The sequence below is a fragment of the Pseudomonas sp. SDO5215_S409 genome, assembly GCF_054071325.1.
Genome location: NZ_JBSVWN010000016.1, coordinates 66,186 through 82,135, shown reverse-complemented (window position 1 = coordinate 82,135; position 15,950 = coordinate 66,186). Strand labels below are relative to the sequence as shown.

Here is a 15,950-nt window from a genome sequence, read left to right as displayed (position 1 = left end):
CCGCTCACACGGCGGCCCGGTGCGGCGCGCGGGTGGGGCTCATGGCGGCCATTGCGACGGAGGTCGCCGCGGTGCGGGTTTCTACGCCGAGCTTGATGTACACGTGTTCCAGGTGTTTGTTCACGGTTCTGGGGCTGAGCCCCAAAATGTCGCCAATGTCTCGATTGGTCTTGCCACACGCCACCCAGCGCAGCACTTCGACCTCGCGTTCGGTCAGTTGGAACCGGGCCGACAACAGCTTATGCGCCGGTTCATCGTCCAGCGTGATGATGCTCGGCTGGCTCGAGGCCCGCGCCGAAGACAGGATGCGCGAAGTGCGCAGGTGCGCCGCCACGCGGGCCAACACTTCATCGTTCTGCAAGGGCTTGGTCACGTAGTCGCTGCCGCCCACTTCAAACCCCTGCACCACGTGCTTGCTGTCGGTCAGCCCGGTCATGAACACCACCGGAATGTCTGCGCTGGCAGGCTGTGCCTTGAGCCTGCGGCAGGTTTCGAAGCCGTCGAGCCCCGGCATCATGGCGTCCAGCAGGATCAGGTCCGGGCGCCTGCGCTGCACGCGGTTCAACGCGCTCAGGCCGTCGAGGGCCACCAGCACCATGTAGCCAGCGTCGTCCAGGGCGTCCGAGAGCATGGCCAGGTTGTCGGGGGTATCGTCGACAATCAGCACCACGCCGGGTTCAGGGCTGCGGGTCAAGGCATTCATGTTCGGCCTCCTTGAGGATTCGGTTGAGTTCTTCCAGGCGATAGCTTTTAAGCAGCGCCCGGATCGAGTGGATAAACGCCGCGGTGTCGGGCTGTTGCTGTTCGATGGCGTCGAGTTTTTCATGCAGGCCGCGTACGTAGCCGATCTCGCTCAACTCGGCCAGCGCCGCCAGGTCTTCGGCACTGGGCAGCACGCGGGCCTGGGCGACCGGCGCGGTGAACGTCTTGCTGCGGCGCAGCCATTGCAGGCCCAAGTGGTGTTGCAGGCGCCCGAGCAGGTCAGGCGTGCTCACCGGTTTTGCCAGGTAGTCGTTGCACGCGGCGGCCAGGCTGCGTTCGCGATCGTCGGTGAAGGCGTTGGCCGAGATCACGATGATCGGCGCGGTGGACAGCGCATTGCGGCGGATCAGGCGGCTGGTTTCCCAGCCGTCCATCGTGGGCATCGACAAGTCCATGAGGATCAAGTCCGGCGCCAGCAACGCCACCTGGCGAATGGCGTCCTGGCCGTTGCTGGCCTGGGCCACTTCAAAACCCAGCGGCGTGAGCATGCCGCTGAGCACCTTGCGATGGTCCACGTGGTCGTCCACCACCAGGATTCGCCGACGCTCGCCCTGGTAGCCGACGATGTCGTGCTCCACGTGCACCACCGCCTGCGGCGCACGCACCTGGGACAGGAACAGCCGCACCTGGAAGCAGGTGCCCTGGTCCAGCTCGCTGGTGACGCGCAATTCGCCGCCCATTAATGAGGTGAGCATGCGCGTGATGGTCAGGCCCAGGCCCACGCCTTTGTCCTGGCGGGTGAGGTCGCCGCGCTCGAACGGCTGGAAAATCCGCTCGATCTGCTCGGGCGCAATGCCAATGCCGGTGTCGATGATTTCAAAGGTGGCCGTTTCACGCATGTAGCTGACCCGCAGGCACACCTCGCCGCTGTCGGTGAAGTTCACCGCGTTGCCCAGCAGGTTGATCAGGATCTGGCGCACGCGTTTCTCGTCGCCGCGCACCACCGCCGGGATCTTGCCCCGGCAGTCCAGTCGAAAGCGCAGGCCTTTGTCCCGGGCTTGTGGGGTGAACATCTGCTCCAGGTCGTGGAGCAGTTCGGGGAAGGGGATTTCGACGGGCTCCAGGCGCAGCTTGCCCGCTTCGATCTTGGCCACATCCAGCAAGCCGTCGATCAACGACACCAGGTGCGAACCGCTGCGCAGGATAGTGGCCAGCGCGTCTTGGTGCTGCTCGGGCATGTTGGCGTCGCGCTGTAGGATCTGGGTGAAGCCCAGGATGCTGTTGAGCGGCGTGCGCAGTTCATGGGACAGCCCGGTGACGTAGCGACTCTTGGCCGCGTTCGCCGCTTCCGAGGCTTCCTTGGCCTGTTGCAGCGCCTGGTCGGTGAGGTTGTGGGCTTCGATTTCCTGCATCAATAGTGAGGTTTGCCGGTCGGACTCCTCCTGCGCCACCCGGCGGCTTTCGCGGGTGAGCACCACCCACCAGGCCAGTACGGCGGCCAGTACCGACAGGGCCAGGAACGCTTTGAAAAACGCCTGGTACAAGGCCTGCGAGTGCGGCAGGCCCTGGGCCGCCTGCACGTAAATCAGCGCCAGGGCCCCGGCCAGCATCAGCACCAACACCAGCAACAGGCCCAGGTAATGGGCCAGCCGGGTGTGCAGGCGCGGCATGAGTGTGTTGGGCAGCAACCAGCGCAGCACGCTTTCAAACTGGCTGGCCAGGCGCGCATGGGGTTTGCACCGGTCGCCGCAGCGCGCGTCCAACGAGCAGCAGAGCGAGCAGATGGGCGTGCTGTAGGCCGGGCAGAACGCCATGTCCGCCGTCTCGAACGGGTTGCTGCACAGCCCGCAAATCACCAGCCCGGTGGCCGGGTGCGGGTGAATCAGCTGCGCTTGGCTGGTGCGTGCGATGTAATAGCGGCCGCGGGTCAGCCAGGCCCACAGCGGCGCCATGACCAGCGCGGTGCCCAGCGCGACAAACGGCGGCGCCGCCTGCGCCAGGGCGCCGAACAGGCCGAAGTGCGCAAGGATCGACACCAGCGAGGCCACCAACATGGCGCCGACCCCCACCGGGTTGATGTCGTAGAGGTGCGCGCGCTTGAACTCGATGTGCTTGGGCGACAGGCCCAGCGGCTTGTTGATCACCAGGTCCGCCACCAGCGTGCCGATCCAGGCAATCGCGATGTTGGCATAGAGCCCCAGCACCTGTTCGATCACATCGAACACCCCAAGCTCCATCAGCGTCAGGGCGATGGCGACGTTGAACACCAGCCACACCACGCGGCCGGGGTGGCTGTGGGTCACGCGGGCAAAGAAGTTCGACCAGGCCAGGGAGCCTGCGTAGGCGTTGGTCAGGTTGATCTTCATTTGCGAGATGAACACGAACAGCACCATGGCCCCCAGTGCCCATTCGGGGGACGAAAACACATAGCCAAAGGCGACCAGGTACATCTGCGTCGGCTCGGCTGCGCGCTCCATGGGCACTTCATGTTGCAGCGCCAGAAACGCCAGGAACGCCCCGGCAAACATCTTCAGCGCCCCCGGCAGGATCCAGCCGGGCCCGGCGCCGAGCAGGGCGGCCCACCAGCGTTTGCGGTTGCGCGGGGTTTTTTCCGGCAGAAAGCGCAGGTAGTCCACCTGCTCGCCAATTTGCGTGACCAGCGCCAGCGCCACGGTGCAGGCGGCGCAAAACGACAGCAGGTTAAAGCCGCCGCCGTCGCTGCTGCGCCCGACAAAGCTGGTCCAGTCGCTGAACGCAGCGGGGTTTTTCCACCACACAAACCCGTAAGGCAGCACCAGCAACAGGATCCACACGGGTTGGGTCCACAGTTGCAGGCGGCTGATCCAGGTCACGCCATAGGCCACCAGCGGGATCACCAGCAACGAGCAGATCACATAGGCGATGGCTAGCGGGATGTGAAAGTACAGCTCCAGGGCCAGGGCCATGATCGCCGCTTCCAGCGCGAAGAACAGAAAGGTGAAGCTGGCGTAGATCAGCGAGGTGATGGTGGAACCGATGTAGCCAAAGCCTGCGCCGCGGGTCAGCAGGTCCATGTCCACGCCATAGCGGGCCGCGTAGTAGCTGATGGGCAGGCCGGTGAGAAAGATCACCAGGCTGATGGCCAGGATCGCCCAGAACGTGTTGGTGAACCCGTAACTGAGCGCCAGCACGCCGCCGATGGCCTCCAGCGCCAGAAACGACACCGCGCCCAGGGCGGTGTTGGCGATGCGCAGCTCCGACCACTTGCGAAACGACTTGGGCGTGTAGCGCAGGGCGTAGTCTTCCATCGTCTCGTCGGCGACCCAGGTGTTGTAGTCGCGACGGATCTTGACGATGCGCTGGGTGCCGGGAGTCGGGTGCACGGTAGGAGGCCCTGGAAGTGGTCAATGTGTGTGCAGCAAGTTTCATGCCTCGCGCCCGCCGCCTCACGCTGCGCAAAAGGCGGCGGCGCCGAGCGGGCTTGCCGCGCACCGGGCTGCGCAGCGGCCCCCACAAGTGCGCAGACTGGCGTGCAAGCCCCTGGCGCTCTGGCCCGGGGCCGCTTTACGCCCCAGCGCGGGGCAGGCCTGCCCGGCGCGGGTGCACTCAATGGGTGCGTTTGGGCATACGTCAAATGACGTAGGCGGTTACGTCAGGCTGCGTATACCCGCCGTGGCCACCTGCCGCCATGCTGGAGCCCTCATTGCACAGGAGGCTCCCTGATGGAACCACAAGTGAACCGCTCCAAACCGTTTTTGCCCCGTCGTCTGGCATTGGGCGCCGCGGCCTTGTCGTTGCTGGCGGCCAGTGTGTTCAGCCAGGGCGTGATGGCCGATAACGACGGGCTGGCCGTGACGCCGACCGAAGTCACCGTGGGCCAGCTGCATTCGGCCACGGGCACCATGGCCATTTCCGAAACCGGTTCGATCCAGGCCGAACGCCTGGCCATCGAGCAGATCAACGCCTCGGGCGGCATCCTCGGTCGCCAGATCAAGGTGATCCAGGAAGACGGCGCCTCCGACTGGCCGACCTTCGCCGAAAAAGCCAAGAAGCTGCTGGTGAACGACAAGGTGGCAGCGGTGTTCGGCTGCTGGACCTCGGCGTCGCGCAAAGCCGTGCTGCCGATCTTCGAAAAAGAAAACGGCCTGCTCTACTACCCGACCTTCTACGAAGGCCTGGAACAGTCGAAAAACGTGATCTACACCGGCCAGGAAGCCACCCAGCAAATCCTCGCCAGCCTGGACTGGATCGCCAAGACCAAAGGCGCCAAGACCTTCTACCTGGTGGGCTCGGACTACATCTGGCCGCGCACCTCGATGAAGATCGCCCGCAAGCACATTGAAAACGTGCTGCACGGCACCGTGGTCGGCGAAGACTACTACCCGCTGGGCAACACCCAGTTCGGCTCGCTGATCAACAAGGTCAAGCTGAAAAAGCCTGACGTGGTGCTCGCGGCGGTGGTGGGCGGCTCCAACGTGGCGTTCTACAAGCAGCTCAACGCAGCGGGCGTGAACGCGGCCAAGCAGACCCTGCTGACCCTATCGGTGACCGAAGACGAACTGCTCGGCATCGGCGGCGAAAACATGGCCGGTTTCTATGCCTCGATGAAGTACTTCCAGAGCCTGGACAACCCCAACAACAAAGCCTTCGTCGAAGCCTTCAAGGCCAAGTACGGCAAGGACGCGGTGATCGGCGACGTGACGCAGGCGGCTTACCTGGGCCCTTGGCTGTGGAAAGCGGCGGTGGAAAAAGCCGGCAGCTTTGACGTGGACAAAGTGGTCGCGGCCTCCCCAGGCATCGAGCTGTCCACCGCGCCGGAAGGCTACGTGAAGATCCACGAAAACCATCACCTGTGGAGCAAGTCGCGCATCGGCGAAGTGCAGCCCAACGGCCAGTTCAAGGTGATCTACGAGTCGGATCTGATCGAACCGAACCCGTTCCCCAAGGGCTACCAGTGATTGTGAAGCGGCCCTGATCCAAAGGGTGGGGGGCGGCGTGCCGCTCCCTCCTCAAGCACAAGTACACCTCATTTTTTTCTAACCATCCTCCCGCTCTCAGGAGACCATCATCATGGAATGGCTATCGGAATTTGGAGCCATCGCGGCGATGCAGGGGTTCAACGGCTTGTCCGTGTTCTGCGTGCTGCTGTTGATGGCATTGGGACTGGCAATCATTTTTGGCCAGATGGGCGTGATCAACATGGCGCATGGCGAGTTCCTGACCATTGGCGCCTATACCACGTATGTCTGCTCGAGCCTCACCGCGCATTTTGCGCCGGGGTTCCAGCCGTACTATTTTTTCTTCGCGATTGCCTTGTCTTTTCTGGTGGCGGGCGCCATTGGCTGGGTGGTGGAGTGGGCGATGATCAGCCGGCTCTACAAGCGCCCGCTGGACACGCTGCTTGCCACCTGGGGCTTGTCCCTGGTGATGCAGCAAACGTTCCGCTCGGTGTTTGGCGCCCGTGAAGTCAGCGCCGAGCCGCCGGCCTGGCTGATGGGTTCGGTGAACCTCACCGATGCCATCGAGATCCCGCGCAACGGCCTGTTCGTGATGGGCCTGACCGTGCTGCTCACTGGCGCCATCTTCATGATGCTTTACCGCTCGCGCTGGGGCCTGCAGGTTCGCGCCACCGTGCAAAACCGCATCATGAGCCGCGCCGTGGGCATCAACACGCGCAAGGTCGACCGCATGACCTTCGCCCTGGGCTGCGGCGTGGCCGGTGTGGCCGGTGCGGCGTTCACCACCATCGGCTCCACCGGGCCCACGGCGGGTTCGCAGTACATCGTCGACACCTTTTTGGTGGTGGTGTTCGGCGGCGCGCAAAGCCTGTTCGGCACCATTGCGTCGGCTTTTGTGATTGCCCAGACCCAGTCGCTTTCGGAGTTTTTCCTGAGTGGCTCGATGGCCAAGGTGCTGACGCTGTCGTCGGTGATTCTGATCCTGATGATGCGCCCGCAAGGGCTGTTCTCCATCAAAGTGCGCAAATAGGGGCGAGCCGATGAAAGCGTTGGACAAACTGCTGGGCGGCCAGCAAAACCTGGTGGGCATCGCGCTGTTGGCGTTGCTGATTTTTGTGGTGTTTCCGCTGACCCTGGACGCGTTTCGCCTGAACCTGGTGGGTAAGTACCTGACCTACGCGTTTGTGGCGGTGGGCCTGGTGCTGTGCTGGGGCTATGGCGGCATCCTGAGCCTGGGCCAGGGCGTGTTTTTTGGCGTGGGCGGCTACTGCATGGCCATGTTCCTCAAGCTCGAGGCCTCGGACCCGGTCAGCACCAAGATCCAGACCACGCCAGGCATCCCCGACTTCATGGACTGGAACCAGATCACCGAACTGCCCCTGTTGTGGCAGCCGTTTCACAGCCTGACCTTTACCCTGATCGCAGTGGTCGCGGTGCCGGTGGTACTGGCGTTCATCGTGGGCATGGCGCTGTTCAAGCGGCGCGTGGGCGATGTGTATTTTTCCATCGTGACCCAGGCCATTGCGCTGATCCTCACCGTCTTGATCGTGGGGCAGCAAGGCCTGACGGGGGGCGTCAACGGCATCACCGACCTCAAGACCCTGCTGGGCTGGGACCTGCGCGAAGACAGCGCCAAGTTCATCCTGTACTTCGTCAACGCGGGCCTGTTGTTTGGCTGCATCTTTATGGGCCGCTTTATCCTGGCGTCCAAGCTGGGCCGGTTGCTGATGGCGATGCGCGACAAAGAAGAGCGGGTGCGTTTTTCGGGCTATGACGTGGCCAGCTTCAAGATCTTCGTGTTTTGCGTGGCTGCGGCATTCTCGGCCATTGGCGGGGCGATGTTTGCCTTGCAGGTGGGCTTCATGTCACCGTCGTTTGTGGGCATCGTGCCGTCGATCGAAATGGTGATCTTCGCGGCGGTGGGCGGGCGCATGTCGCTGATCGGCGCGGTCTGCGGCGCGTTGCTGGTGAACTTCGGCAAGACGTACTTTTCCGAGGCGTTTCCCGATTTGTGGCTGTTCCTGATGGGCGGCCTGTTCATTGTGGTGGTCATGTACTTCCCCAACGGCCTGGCCGGTTTGTGGGACAGCCACGGGCGCCAGGCGCTGGCCAAGGCGCTGCGCCGTACCCCGTCGGCCAACGTGGACGCGCCAGCGGCCGTGCCTGCAACCCCAGCCAAGATTCTGGAGACACAACCATGACTGCCGTGGGCTTTGAAATGAAAAAACCGGTGCTGGCCATCGAAGGCCTCACCGTGTCGTTCGACGGCTTCAAGGCGGTCGATAACCTCAACCTGTACATCGACCGCAACGAAGTGCGCGTGGTGATCGGCCCCAATGGCGCCGGCAAAACCACGGTGCTCGACCTGATTTGCGGCAAGACCCGCGCCACCAGCGGCAGCATCCAGTTTGACGGTCAGGAACTGACCAAGATGCGCGAATACAACATCGTGCGGGCCGGGGTAGGGCGCAAATTCCAGAACCCGTCGATCTATGAAAACCTCACGGTGTTTGAAAACCTCGAGATGTCCTACCCGGCGGGCCGCAAGGTCTGGGGCGCGCTGTTTTTCAAGCGCACCGCCAAGGTGATCGAGCGGGTCGAGGAGGTGGCCCATGAAATCTTCCTGGGCGAGTTGCTGCACCTGCAGGCCGACCTGCTGTCCCACGGGCAAAAACAATGGTTGGAGATCGGCATGCTGCTGATGCAAAACCCGGACTTGCTGATGCTCGACGAGCCGGTGGCTGGCATGAGCGTCAACGAACGTGCGCAGACCGCGCAGTTACTCAACCGCATCAGCCAGGGCCGTTCGGTGCTGGTGATCGAGCACGACATGGAATTTGTCAAAAGCATCGCGCACAAAGTCACCGTGCTGCACCAGGGCAAGGTGCTTGCCGAAGGCAGCATGGGAGCGGTGCAAAGCAACCCGAAAGTCATTGAAGTGTATTTGGGCCACTGAGGAGTTCGGCATGTTCAAGATCGACAACCTGTCGTGCGGCTACGGGCAGAGCCAGATCCTTCACGACCTGGCGCTGAAGGTGGACAAGCGCGAAATCGTCGCGGTGATGGGCCGCAACGGCATGGGCAAGACCACGCTGTTCAAGAGCCTGATGGGCGTGTTGCCGCAGTGGTCCGGCCAGGTCAGCGTGGACGGGCACGATGTGTCCGCACTGGACACCCATGAGCGCGTGGCGCGGGGCATCGCCTACGTGCCCCAGGGCCGCATGATTTTCCCCGGCATGAGCGTGCTGGAAAACATCCAGACCGGCCTGCCTGCGTCGGCCAGGGGCAAGGTGCCCGAAGACCTCTACGCGTTGTTCCCGGTGCTGCACGACATGCGCTCGCGCAAGGGCGGCAACCTGTCCGGCGGCCAGCAACAGCAACTGGCGATCGCCCGCGCCTTGGCGACCAACCCCAAGGTGCTGTTGCTGGACGAGCCCACCGAAGGCATCCAGCCGTCGATCATCAAGGACATCGCCCGTACGCTCAAAGAGATCCGCACCCTGCGCGACCTGACCATCGTGGTGTCCGAGCAGGTGCTGTCGTTCACCCTGGAGATCGCCGACCGCTTCCTGGTGATCGAAAAGGGTCGCTTCGTGATCGAAGAAACCCGCGACCGGGTGGACGAGGCGACCATCAGCCGTTACCTGTCGGTGTAATCACGGGGTCTGGAACGTGTCGCGGTAGGCATACAGCCCCGGGGTGCCGCCGGTCATGATGAACAGCAGGTTGTCACCGGCGGTATAAAGGCCGCGCTTGAGGTCGGCGATCAGCCCGGCGAGGGCCTTGCCCGAATACACCGGGTCTACCAGCAGGCCTTCGGTGCGGGCCAGCAGGCGCACGGCGTCCTGCATCGCCGGGGTCGGCAGGCCGTAACCGTCACCCAACTGGCTGCCGTCGATCTGCAGATCGGCCGCCGCGAGGGGCGCGGTGTGGCCGAGCAGGGCAAGGGCGTCCTGGGTCAGTTGCAGTGTCCGGGCCCGGGAGGCTGCTTCGTCGGCCAGCACCGACCATGACTTGACCGTGGCCGCCCCGCGCCCTGCCACCGCAAAGCCTGCGGCCAGCCCGGCATGGGTGCCGGCGCTGCCATTGGGCACCATCACCTGTTTGAAGGTCAGGCCAAGGCGCTGTTCTTGCTCGATGATTTCGGCCGCGCACCGGGCATAACCCAGGCTGCCCAACGGGGTGGAGCCGCCGGTGGGCAATACCAGCACCGTGTGCCCGCTGGCACGCAACTGGCTGGCACGGGCTTGGGCATGGGCGAGGGTGTCGACGCCCTTGTCCAGCACCTCCAGCCGTGCGCCAAACAACTGGTCGAGCAGCACGTTGCCGTTCAGGTCGTAATCGGTGCCGGACTTGTCCACGGCACGCCCCAACACCAGTTCGCAGGCCAGTCCCAGGCGCGCGCACGCGGCGGCGGTCAAGCGGGCGTGGTTCGATTGCACGCCGCCGATGGTGATGACGGTATCAACGCCACTGCCCAGCGCCGTGCCCAGCAGGAACTCCAGTTTGCGCAACTTGTTGCCGCCACCGCCGAGCGGGGTATGGTCGTCACGCTTGAGGTACAGGCCGATACCTTGCAGGCCCAGCGCCTGTTCAAGACGGGTGGCGCGGTGCAGCGGGGTGGGGCCGTCCAGCAGGTCGACGCGGGCGAACGGGGCGAGGGCAGTGTGCAGGGACATGGGCAAACCTCAAGGCGGGGAGTTCACGGGACTCTATAAGCAAAGCCTCGGTTAATAAATGTCGTGCATGTTTTAAATTATATAACCTGAGGTTAATAATCCCGCCGGGGGAATAAATAACCGGGTTGAGGTGTTTTCTAAAAAAATCACACCGAGAAGTCCTGATGAGCCAATCCGACCAGAAGCCGTCCGCCACCTGCCGCCTGCTGCGCGCCCAATCCTCCGTGGTGGGCAAGCAAGGCCTGCACAACGAAGTGGGCATCAGTGCCGAAACCGTGGGTGCCCAGGGCATCAACCTGCAAATCGTCACCATCCCGCCGGGCGCACGCGCCAAGACCCACATGCATGAAGGCCATGAAACGGCGATTTATGCACTCACCGGGGTGTCGAGCGTGTGGTACGGCCAACAGCTGGAAAGCCATGAAGTCATCCACCCCGGGGACTTTTTCTACATTCCGGCGGGCATGCCCCACCAGCCCTACAACAACACCGACACGCCGGTGTCGGTGCTGGTGGCCCGTTCCGATCCCAACGAGCAGGAAAGTGTGATGCTGATGCCGCATCTGGACACGCTGCACACCGCTTAAGCCCTGACACCCGGGAACCCCCATGACCCCAGAAAACACCTACCGCAGCGCCACCGAGCTGCTGGCCGACATTGCCGCCGGCCGCTTGAGCAGCCGGGCGTTGCTGGAAAGCTGTATTGCCCGCGTTGAAGCGCTCAACCCTGCGCTCAACGCCGTGGTCACGATGAACCTGGAGCAGGCGCGGCTCAAGGCCGACCTGGCCGACACGGCCGTGCGCAACGGGTTGGCGCTGGGGCCGCTGCACGGGTTGCCCATGACCATCAAGGACACCTTTGAAGTGCTCGGGCTGCCCTGCACGGCCGGGTCACCGGCGCTGCAGGATTACCGCCCGGCGCAGTCGGCCGTGGCGGTCAAGCGCCTGGAAGACGCCGGGGCGATCGTGTTCGCCAAGACCAACGTGCCGTGCATGGCGGGCGATATCCAGACCTACAACGCGTTGTTTGGCACCACCCACAACCCCTGGAACCACGCCTTGACCCCCGGCGGTTCGTCCGGTGGCGCGGCGGTGGCGTTGGCGGCGGGGTTCACCGCGCTGGAGCTGGGCAGTGACATCGCTGGCTCCATTCGCACGCCTGCGCATTTTTGCGGGGTGTACGGGCACAAGCCGACCCAGGGCCTGGTTTCGCAACGCGGGCACATTCCCGGCCCGCCGGGGCAGTTGGACGAGGGGCACCTGAACGTCATCGGGCCGCTGGCCCGCACCGCGTGCGACCTGCAATTGCTGCTGGACGTGGTGGCGGCGCCGTCGCCGTCGATGCAGCCCGGCTGGGCACTGCAATTGCCCGCGCCGCGTTGCCAGGCCTTGAAGGACTTCAGGGTGCTGCTATGGACCGAAGACGCCGACGCGCCCATCGACGCGGACATGGCCGAACTCTACCGCCAACTGCGGGTAAACCTGGAAGCGGCCGGCGCGCAGGTGGTGCAGGGTGCCCCGAGCGATCTTGCGCTGGAACGGATTTTTTCGGCCTACAGCGTGCAGCTGGGGGCGGCGCTGGGGGTGAGCCTGTCGCGTACCGCGCGGCGATTCATGGGGCTGATGGCGCCGCTGCTCAAGGGCTTGTCCAAGTGGATGGACCTGCCGCAGCACGGTGACCAGTTCTACAAAGGCAGTGGCATGAGCCACGCCGATTGGCTGGACGCCCACGAGCAGGGGCTGCACCTGCGCGAAACCTTTCTCAAAAGCTTTGCACGCTTTGATGTGATCCTCACGCCGCCGGTGTTCACCACCGCGTTTGCCCACGACCAGTCCCGGGTCATCAGCCTGCGCAGCCTCACCGTGGAAGGCAAAAAGCGGCACTACGCCGACCTCTACAAATGGATCGCCCCGGCCACGCTGCTGGGCCTGCCCGCCACCTGCGCACCCATTGGCCTGACCCCGCAGGGGTTGCCGGTGAACATCCAGATCCTCGGCGCGCCGTATGACGATCGCACCACCATTAAATTCGCCGAGTGCCTGGCACCGGTCATGGGCGGTTTCCAGGTCCCGCCTGCGCTTGCCTGAGGTGCGACAGGCCTGCCTGCGGGTGACTTAATGGCGCCAAGCCCGCTCCCACCGGGCGGTGAGGAGCGGGTCTAGGCTCAGGCCACGTGAAAGAACGCGACCTGGGTGCTGAGCCGGTCGGCCAGTTGGGCCAGTTCCTGGTTGGCGCTTTCCACCACTTGAGAGCCTTGCGCCGACTGCACGGTGGAGCTGTGGATGCGGGTGACGTTTTGCGCCACCTCTTCGGCCGCCGCGCTTTGCTGCACCGAGGCGCTGGCGATTTGCGCGTTCATGGTGTTGATCGCGCCGACTTCTTCGCTGATCTTGCCCAAGGCCACTTGCGAGTCGCGGGTCTGGGTCACGGTGGTCTGCGCCAGGTCACGGCTGCGCTGCATGATGTCGGCGGCGTGTTGGGTGCCGTTTTGCAGTTTGCCGATCATGTCGCGGATCTCCTGGGTGGACTCCTGTGTGCGGGTCGCCAGCGAGCGCACTTCATCGGCCACCACCGCAAAACCGCGCCCGTGTTCGCCCGCTCGCGCCGCCTCGATCGCCGCGTTCAGCGCCAGCAGGTTGGTCTGGGCGGCGATGGCGTTGATCACCTCGATCACCGTCTCGATGCTTTCGCTGTCGTTGGACACCTGCTTCACGCGGTCGGTGGCCTGGTCGAGAATGTTCGCCAGCTCCTCGATGGCATCGCTCACCTGGCCCACCAGGCGGTGGCCGCTGTCCACTTCGGCGTCTGCCAGGAGGGTCGCCTTGGCGGCCGCCGAGGCATACCCCGACACCTCGCTCACCGACGCGGCCATTTGCGTGATGGCGGCGGCCACGTGTTCGGCTTCGCTGGTTTGCAGGGTGATTTGCTGGCGGTTGTCGCTGGACACGCCCAGCAGCGTCACCGACGACTCACGCAGCGCCTGCGCCGCCGAGCGCACGTCGGCAATGGTGGTGCCCAAGCGTGCCAGGGCACTTTTGAGGATGCCCATGACGCTCTCGGGGTGGCGGGTTTCAATCACCTGGTTCAACTCGCCATCGGCCAGGCGGCGGATGGCCTCGGCGACTTCTTCTGGCTCGGCGCCCAGCGTGGCCTTGACCTTGCGGATGATCAGCACCGACACCAGGATGCTCAGCGCAATGGCGATGGCACTGGCCACCAGCATCAACACGGCGAACTGGCTGGCAGCGCCTTGCACCGTGTCCAGTTGCTGGTGGATGTTGGCTTCTTCCAGGTCGATCAGGGCGTTGACCCGCTTGAGCCATTCGGAGTAATCGGCCGAGGTTTGCGCCAGCAGCTGGGTTTGGGCACCGGCAATATCACCGCCGCGACGCAGGCCGATCACCTGTTCGCTGGAGGCCAGGGTGGTGACCTCGATGTCCTTGATGGCGGCCAGCAGGCGCGCTTCATCGGCGCTCGGCACCGTGCGGGTGAACAGGCTGTCCAGGCGCTGGGCGGAGTCCTGGTAGTCGCGCTTGAGTTGATCGATTTCGTTCAGGTGTTGTGTGAGGGCCTGCTCATCCTTGACCAGCACCGCATCCCTGATCGCAATCGCCCGGTTGTGCACGCTGCCACGGAAATTGATGGCGTAACGTTGCACCACGGCGGCTTTCTCGGCCACACCTTGCAGGGTGTTGTCGATAAAACCCACGCGTTGCATGCCGACGGCGGTCACCAGGACCAGCAACGACAGGGTGGACGCAAAGCCCAGGCCGATGCGCATCGCTAACGAGACAGGTTTTTTCATGGAAAGCTCGATGATTGAGAGGGTGACAGGTGATGGCTAAAAGCTATCTTCGCTGAGCAATCTAAACGTCAACCTGATCGGCGTCCAATCAGTAAACATTGGATCCTTATCGACGAAATTGATACATCGCCGCCAGGCGCCGTTTTGTCATACGTCATCCAACGTATTTCCCGATAACCCCAGGCACCGCGAGACTGGATCGAACGCCACACGCCATCCGTCCAGGAGCCCGTCCATGACCGAAACGCTGATCAAAGTCGACCTTAACCAGCCCGTCACCGAGAACGAAAACATCCACAACCGCTGGCACCCGGACATTCCGATGGCGTGCTGGGTCAAGCCCGGCGATGACTTCATCCTGGAAACCTACGACTGGACCGCGGGCGCCATCAAAAACAACGACGACGCCAGCGATGTGCGCGACGTGGACCTGTCCACTGTGCACTACCTGTCCGGCCCCGTGGGTGTGCAGGGCGCCGAACCCGGTGACTTGCTGGTGGTGGACCTGTTGGACATCGGCGCCAAGGCCGAATCGCAGTGGGGCTTCAACGGGTTCTTTTCGCGCAACAACGGCGGCGGTTTTCTCACCGACCATTTCCCCAGCGCACAAAAAGCCATCTGGGATTTCAAGGGCATGTTCACCAGCTCCCGGCACATCCCCGGGGTGAATTTTGCAGGCCTGATCCACCCGGGCCTGATCGGCTGCCTGCCGGACCCGGTGATGCTCGCCGCGTGGAACCGTCGCGAACAGGAACTGATCGACACCCAGCCCACCCGTGTCCCGCCGCTGGCCAACCCGCCGTTGGCCGCCACCGCACACATGGGCAAGCTCAAGGGCGCGGCGCGCGACGCCGCGGCTGCCACCGGCGCGCGTACCGTGCCGCCGCGTGAGCATGGGGGTAACTGCGACATCAAGGACTTGTCCCGTGGCTCGAAGATTTTTTTCCCGGTGTACGTCAACGGCGCTGGGTTGTCGGTAGGGGACCTGCACTTCAGCCAGGGCGACGGCGAGATCACCTTTTGCGGCGCCATCGAAATGGCCGGCTGGGTGCACATGAAAGTCGAGCTGATCAAGGGCGGCATGGCCAAGTACGGCATCAAGAACCCGGTGTTCAAGCCAAGCCCGATCACGCCCAACTACAAGAACTACCTGATCTTTGAAGGCATTTCGGTGGACGAGCAGGGCCAGCAGCACTACCTGGACGTCAACGTCGCCTACCGCCAGGCGTGCCTCAATGCGATCACCTACCTGACCAAGTTCGGCTACTCGCCGGCCCAGGGTTATGCGTTGCTGGGCTCCGCGCCGGTGCAGGGCCATATCAGCGGCGTGGTCGACATCCCCAACGCCTGCGCCACGTTGTGGCTGCCCACCGAGATTTTCGACTTCGACATCAACCCCAGCGCCAGCGGCCCCATCAAGCACCTGGACGGCAGCATCGACCTGCCCATCGCCCCGGACCTGTAACCATGCCGACCTACGAATATGCCTGCTCGTGCTGTGGCAGCTTCACGATGCTGCGGCCCATCGCCCAACGCCACGAACCCAGCCAGTGCCCGTATTGCGCGGCCACCGGCGGGCAACTGCTGGTGTCGGCGCCCGCCTTGAGCGTGTTGTCTGCCAGCCAGCGCAACGCCATCGCCGGTAACGAGCGCAGTGCCCACGCGCCGCAAACCGTCGATCAATACAAGGCGGCCCGCGGCCACCCGGCCGGTTGCAGCTGTTGCGGCACCCGCCAGGCGGTGGTGCCGACAAAGGCCAACCCGTTAGGGCTCAAGACCCGCACCGGGCCACGGCCCTGGATGATCAGTCACTGAATGAAGGAGCG

13 protein-coding genes and 1 pseudogene are annotated in these 15,950 nt (G+C 63.9%); 9 read left to right on the top strand and 5 right to left on the bottom strand.

From position 1 onward, the window contains the following. Window positions 1-4: 4 nt before the first annotated feature. Together ACW9H9_RS11240 and ACW9H9_RS11235 are read right to left on the bottom strand one after the other, a co-directional pair. Entirely contained in the window at window positions 5-703 is a 699-nt protein-coding gene (locus ACW9H9_RS11240; protein WP_457343223.1) for a response regulator, read from the bottom strand. Then, the gene (locus ACW9H9_RS11235) at window positions 678-4,064 is read right to left on the bottom strand and encodes an ATP-binding protein (protein ID WP_457343222.1); all 3,387 of its coding nucleotides are present in this window, start codon (window positions 4,062-4,064) and stop codon (window positions 678-680) included. Before ACW9H9_RS11235 ends, ACW9H9_RS11240 begins: the two co-directional genes overlap by 26 nt. Window positions 4,065-4,403: 339 nt before the next feature. Between ACW9H9_RS11235 and urtA the strand changes: the two genes are divergently transcribed. From urtA to urtE, 5 genes are all read left to right on the top strand, one after another. Beyond that, a complete protein-coding gene (gene urtA, locus ACW9H9_RS11230; protein WP_457343221.1) occupies window positions 4,404-5,639 on the top strand; it encodes an urea ABC transporter substrate-binding protein in 1,236 nt (411 codons plus the stop codon). A 112-nt stretch (window positions 5,640-5,751) separates the two neighbouring features. Beyond that, on the top strand, window positions 5,752-6,669 hold the full coding sequence (urtB, locus tag ACW9H9_RS11225; protein WP_457343220.1) for an urea ABC transporter permease subunit UrtB: 918 nt from the start codon (window positions 5,752-5,754) through the stop codon (window positions 6,667-6,669). Between the two features lie 10 nt (window positions 6,670-6,679). Continuing rightward, complete coding sequence (urtC, locus tag ACW9H9_RS11220; protein ID WP_457343219.1) at window positions 6,680-7,840, top strand: urea ABC transporter permease subunit UrtC; 1,161 nt, start codon at window positions 6,680-6,682, stop codon at window positions 7,838-7,840. Beyond that, window positions 7,837-8,595 carry an urea ABC transporter ATP-binding protein UrtD gene (urtD, locus tag ACW9H9_RS11215; RefSeq protein ID WP_457343218.1) on the top strand — a complete coding sequence of 253 codons (759 nt, stop codon included), beginning with the start codon at window positions 7,837-7,839 and terminating at the stop codon, window positions 8,593-8,595. Before urtC ends, urtD begins: the two co-directional genes overlap by 4 nt. A 10-nt stretch (window positions 8,596-8,605) precedes the next feature. Continuing rightward, window positions 8,606-9,295: an urea ABC transporter ATP-binding subunit UrtE gene (gene urtE / locus ACW9H9_RS11210; protein ID WP_457343217.1), complete on the top strand. Its 690-nt coding sequence runs from the start codon at window positions 8,606-8,608 to the stop codon at window positions 9,293-9,295. On the opposite strand, the gene ACW9H9_RS11205 is transcribed toward urtE, so the two are convergent. Further along, complete coding sequence (locus tag ACW9H9_RS11205) at window positions 9,296-10,318, bottom strand: D-cysteine desulfhydrase family protein (protein WP_457343216.1); 1,023 nt, start codon at window positions 10,316-10,318, stop codon at window positions 9,296-9,298. A gap of 164 nt (window positions 10,319-10,482) precedes the next feature. Here ACW9H9_RS11205 and ACW9H9_RS11200 point away from each other — a divergent pair, with 164 nt between their 5' ends. Continuing rightward, window positions 10,483-10,905 (top strand): cupin domain-containing protein, encoded by a 423-nt coding sequence (locus ACW9H9_RS11200; protein ID WP_457343215.1) that lies wholly within the window; start codon window positions 10,483-10,485, stop codon window positions 10,903-10,905. A gap of 22 nt (window positions 10,906-10,927) precedes the next feature. Beyond that, window positions 10,928-12,406, top strand: a complete 1,479-nt coding sequence (locus ACW9H9_RS11195; RefSeq protein WP_457343214.1) for an amidase — start codon at window positions 10,928-10,930, stop codon at window positions 12,404-12,406. A gap of 77 nt (window positions 12,407-12,483) precedes the next feature. Here ACW9H9_RS11195 and ACW9H9_RS11190 read toward each other — a convergent pair whose 3' ends face one another. Together ACW9H9_RS11190 and ACW9H9_RS11185 are read right to left on the bottom strand one after the other, a co-directional pair. Continuing rightward, window positions 12,484-13,191 carry a methyl-accepting chemotaxis protein gene (locus tag ACW9H9_RS11190; protein ID WP_457343241.1) on the bottom strand — a complete coding sequence of 236 codons (708 nt, stop codon included), beginning with the start codon at window positions 13,189-13,191 and terminating at the stop codon, window positions 12,484-12,486. Between the two features lie 420 nt (window positions 13,192-13,611). Next, window positions 13,612-14,100, bottom strand: a pseudogene (locus tag ACW9H9_RS11185) (MCP four helix bundle domain-containing protein); the annotation flags it as partial. Between the two features lie 259 nt (window positions 14,101-14,359). Here ACW9H9_RS11185 and fmdA point away from each other — a divergent pair. Next, the gene (gene fmdA / locus ACW9H9_RS11180; protein WP_457343213.1) at window positions 14,360-15,589 is read left to right on the top strand and encodes a formamidase; all 1,230 of its coding nucleotides are present in this window, start codon (window positions 14,360-14,362) and stop codon (window positions 15,587-15,589) included. 2 nt (window positions 15,590-15,591) lie between these two features. After that, window positions 15,592-15,939, top strand: a complete 348-nt coding sequence (locus ACW9H9_RS11175; RefSeq protein ID WP_457343212.1) for an FmdB family zinc ribbon protein — start codon at window positions 15,592-15,594, stop codon at window positions 15,937-15,939. The last annotated feature ends 11 nt before the right edge of the window (window positions 15,940-15,950 follow it).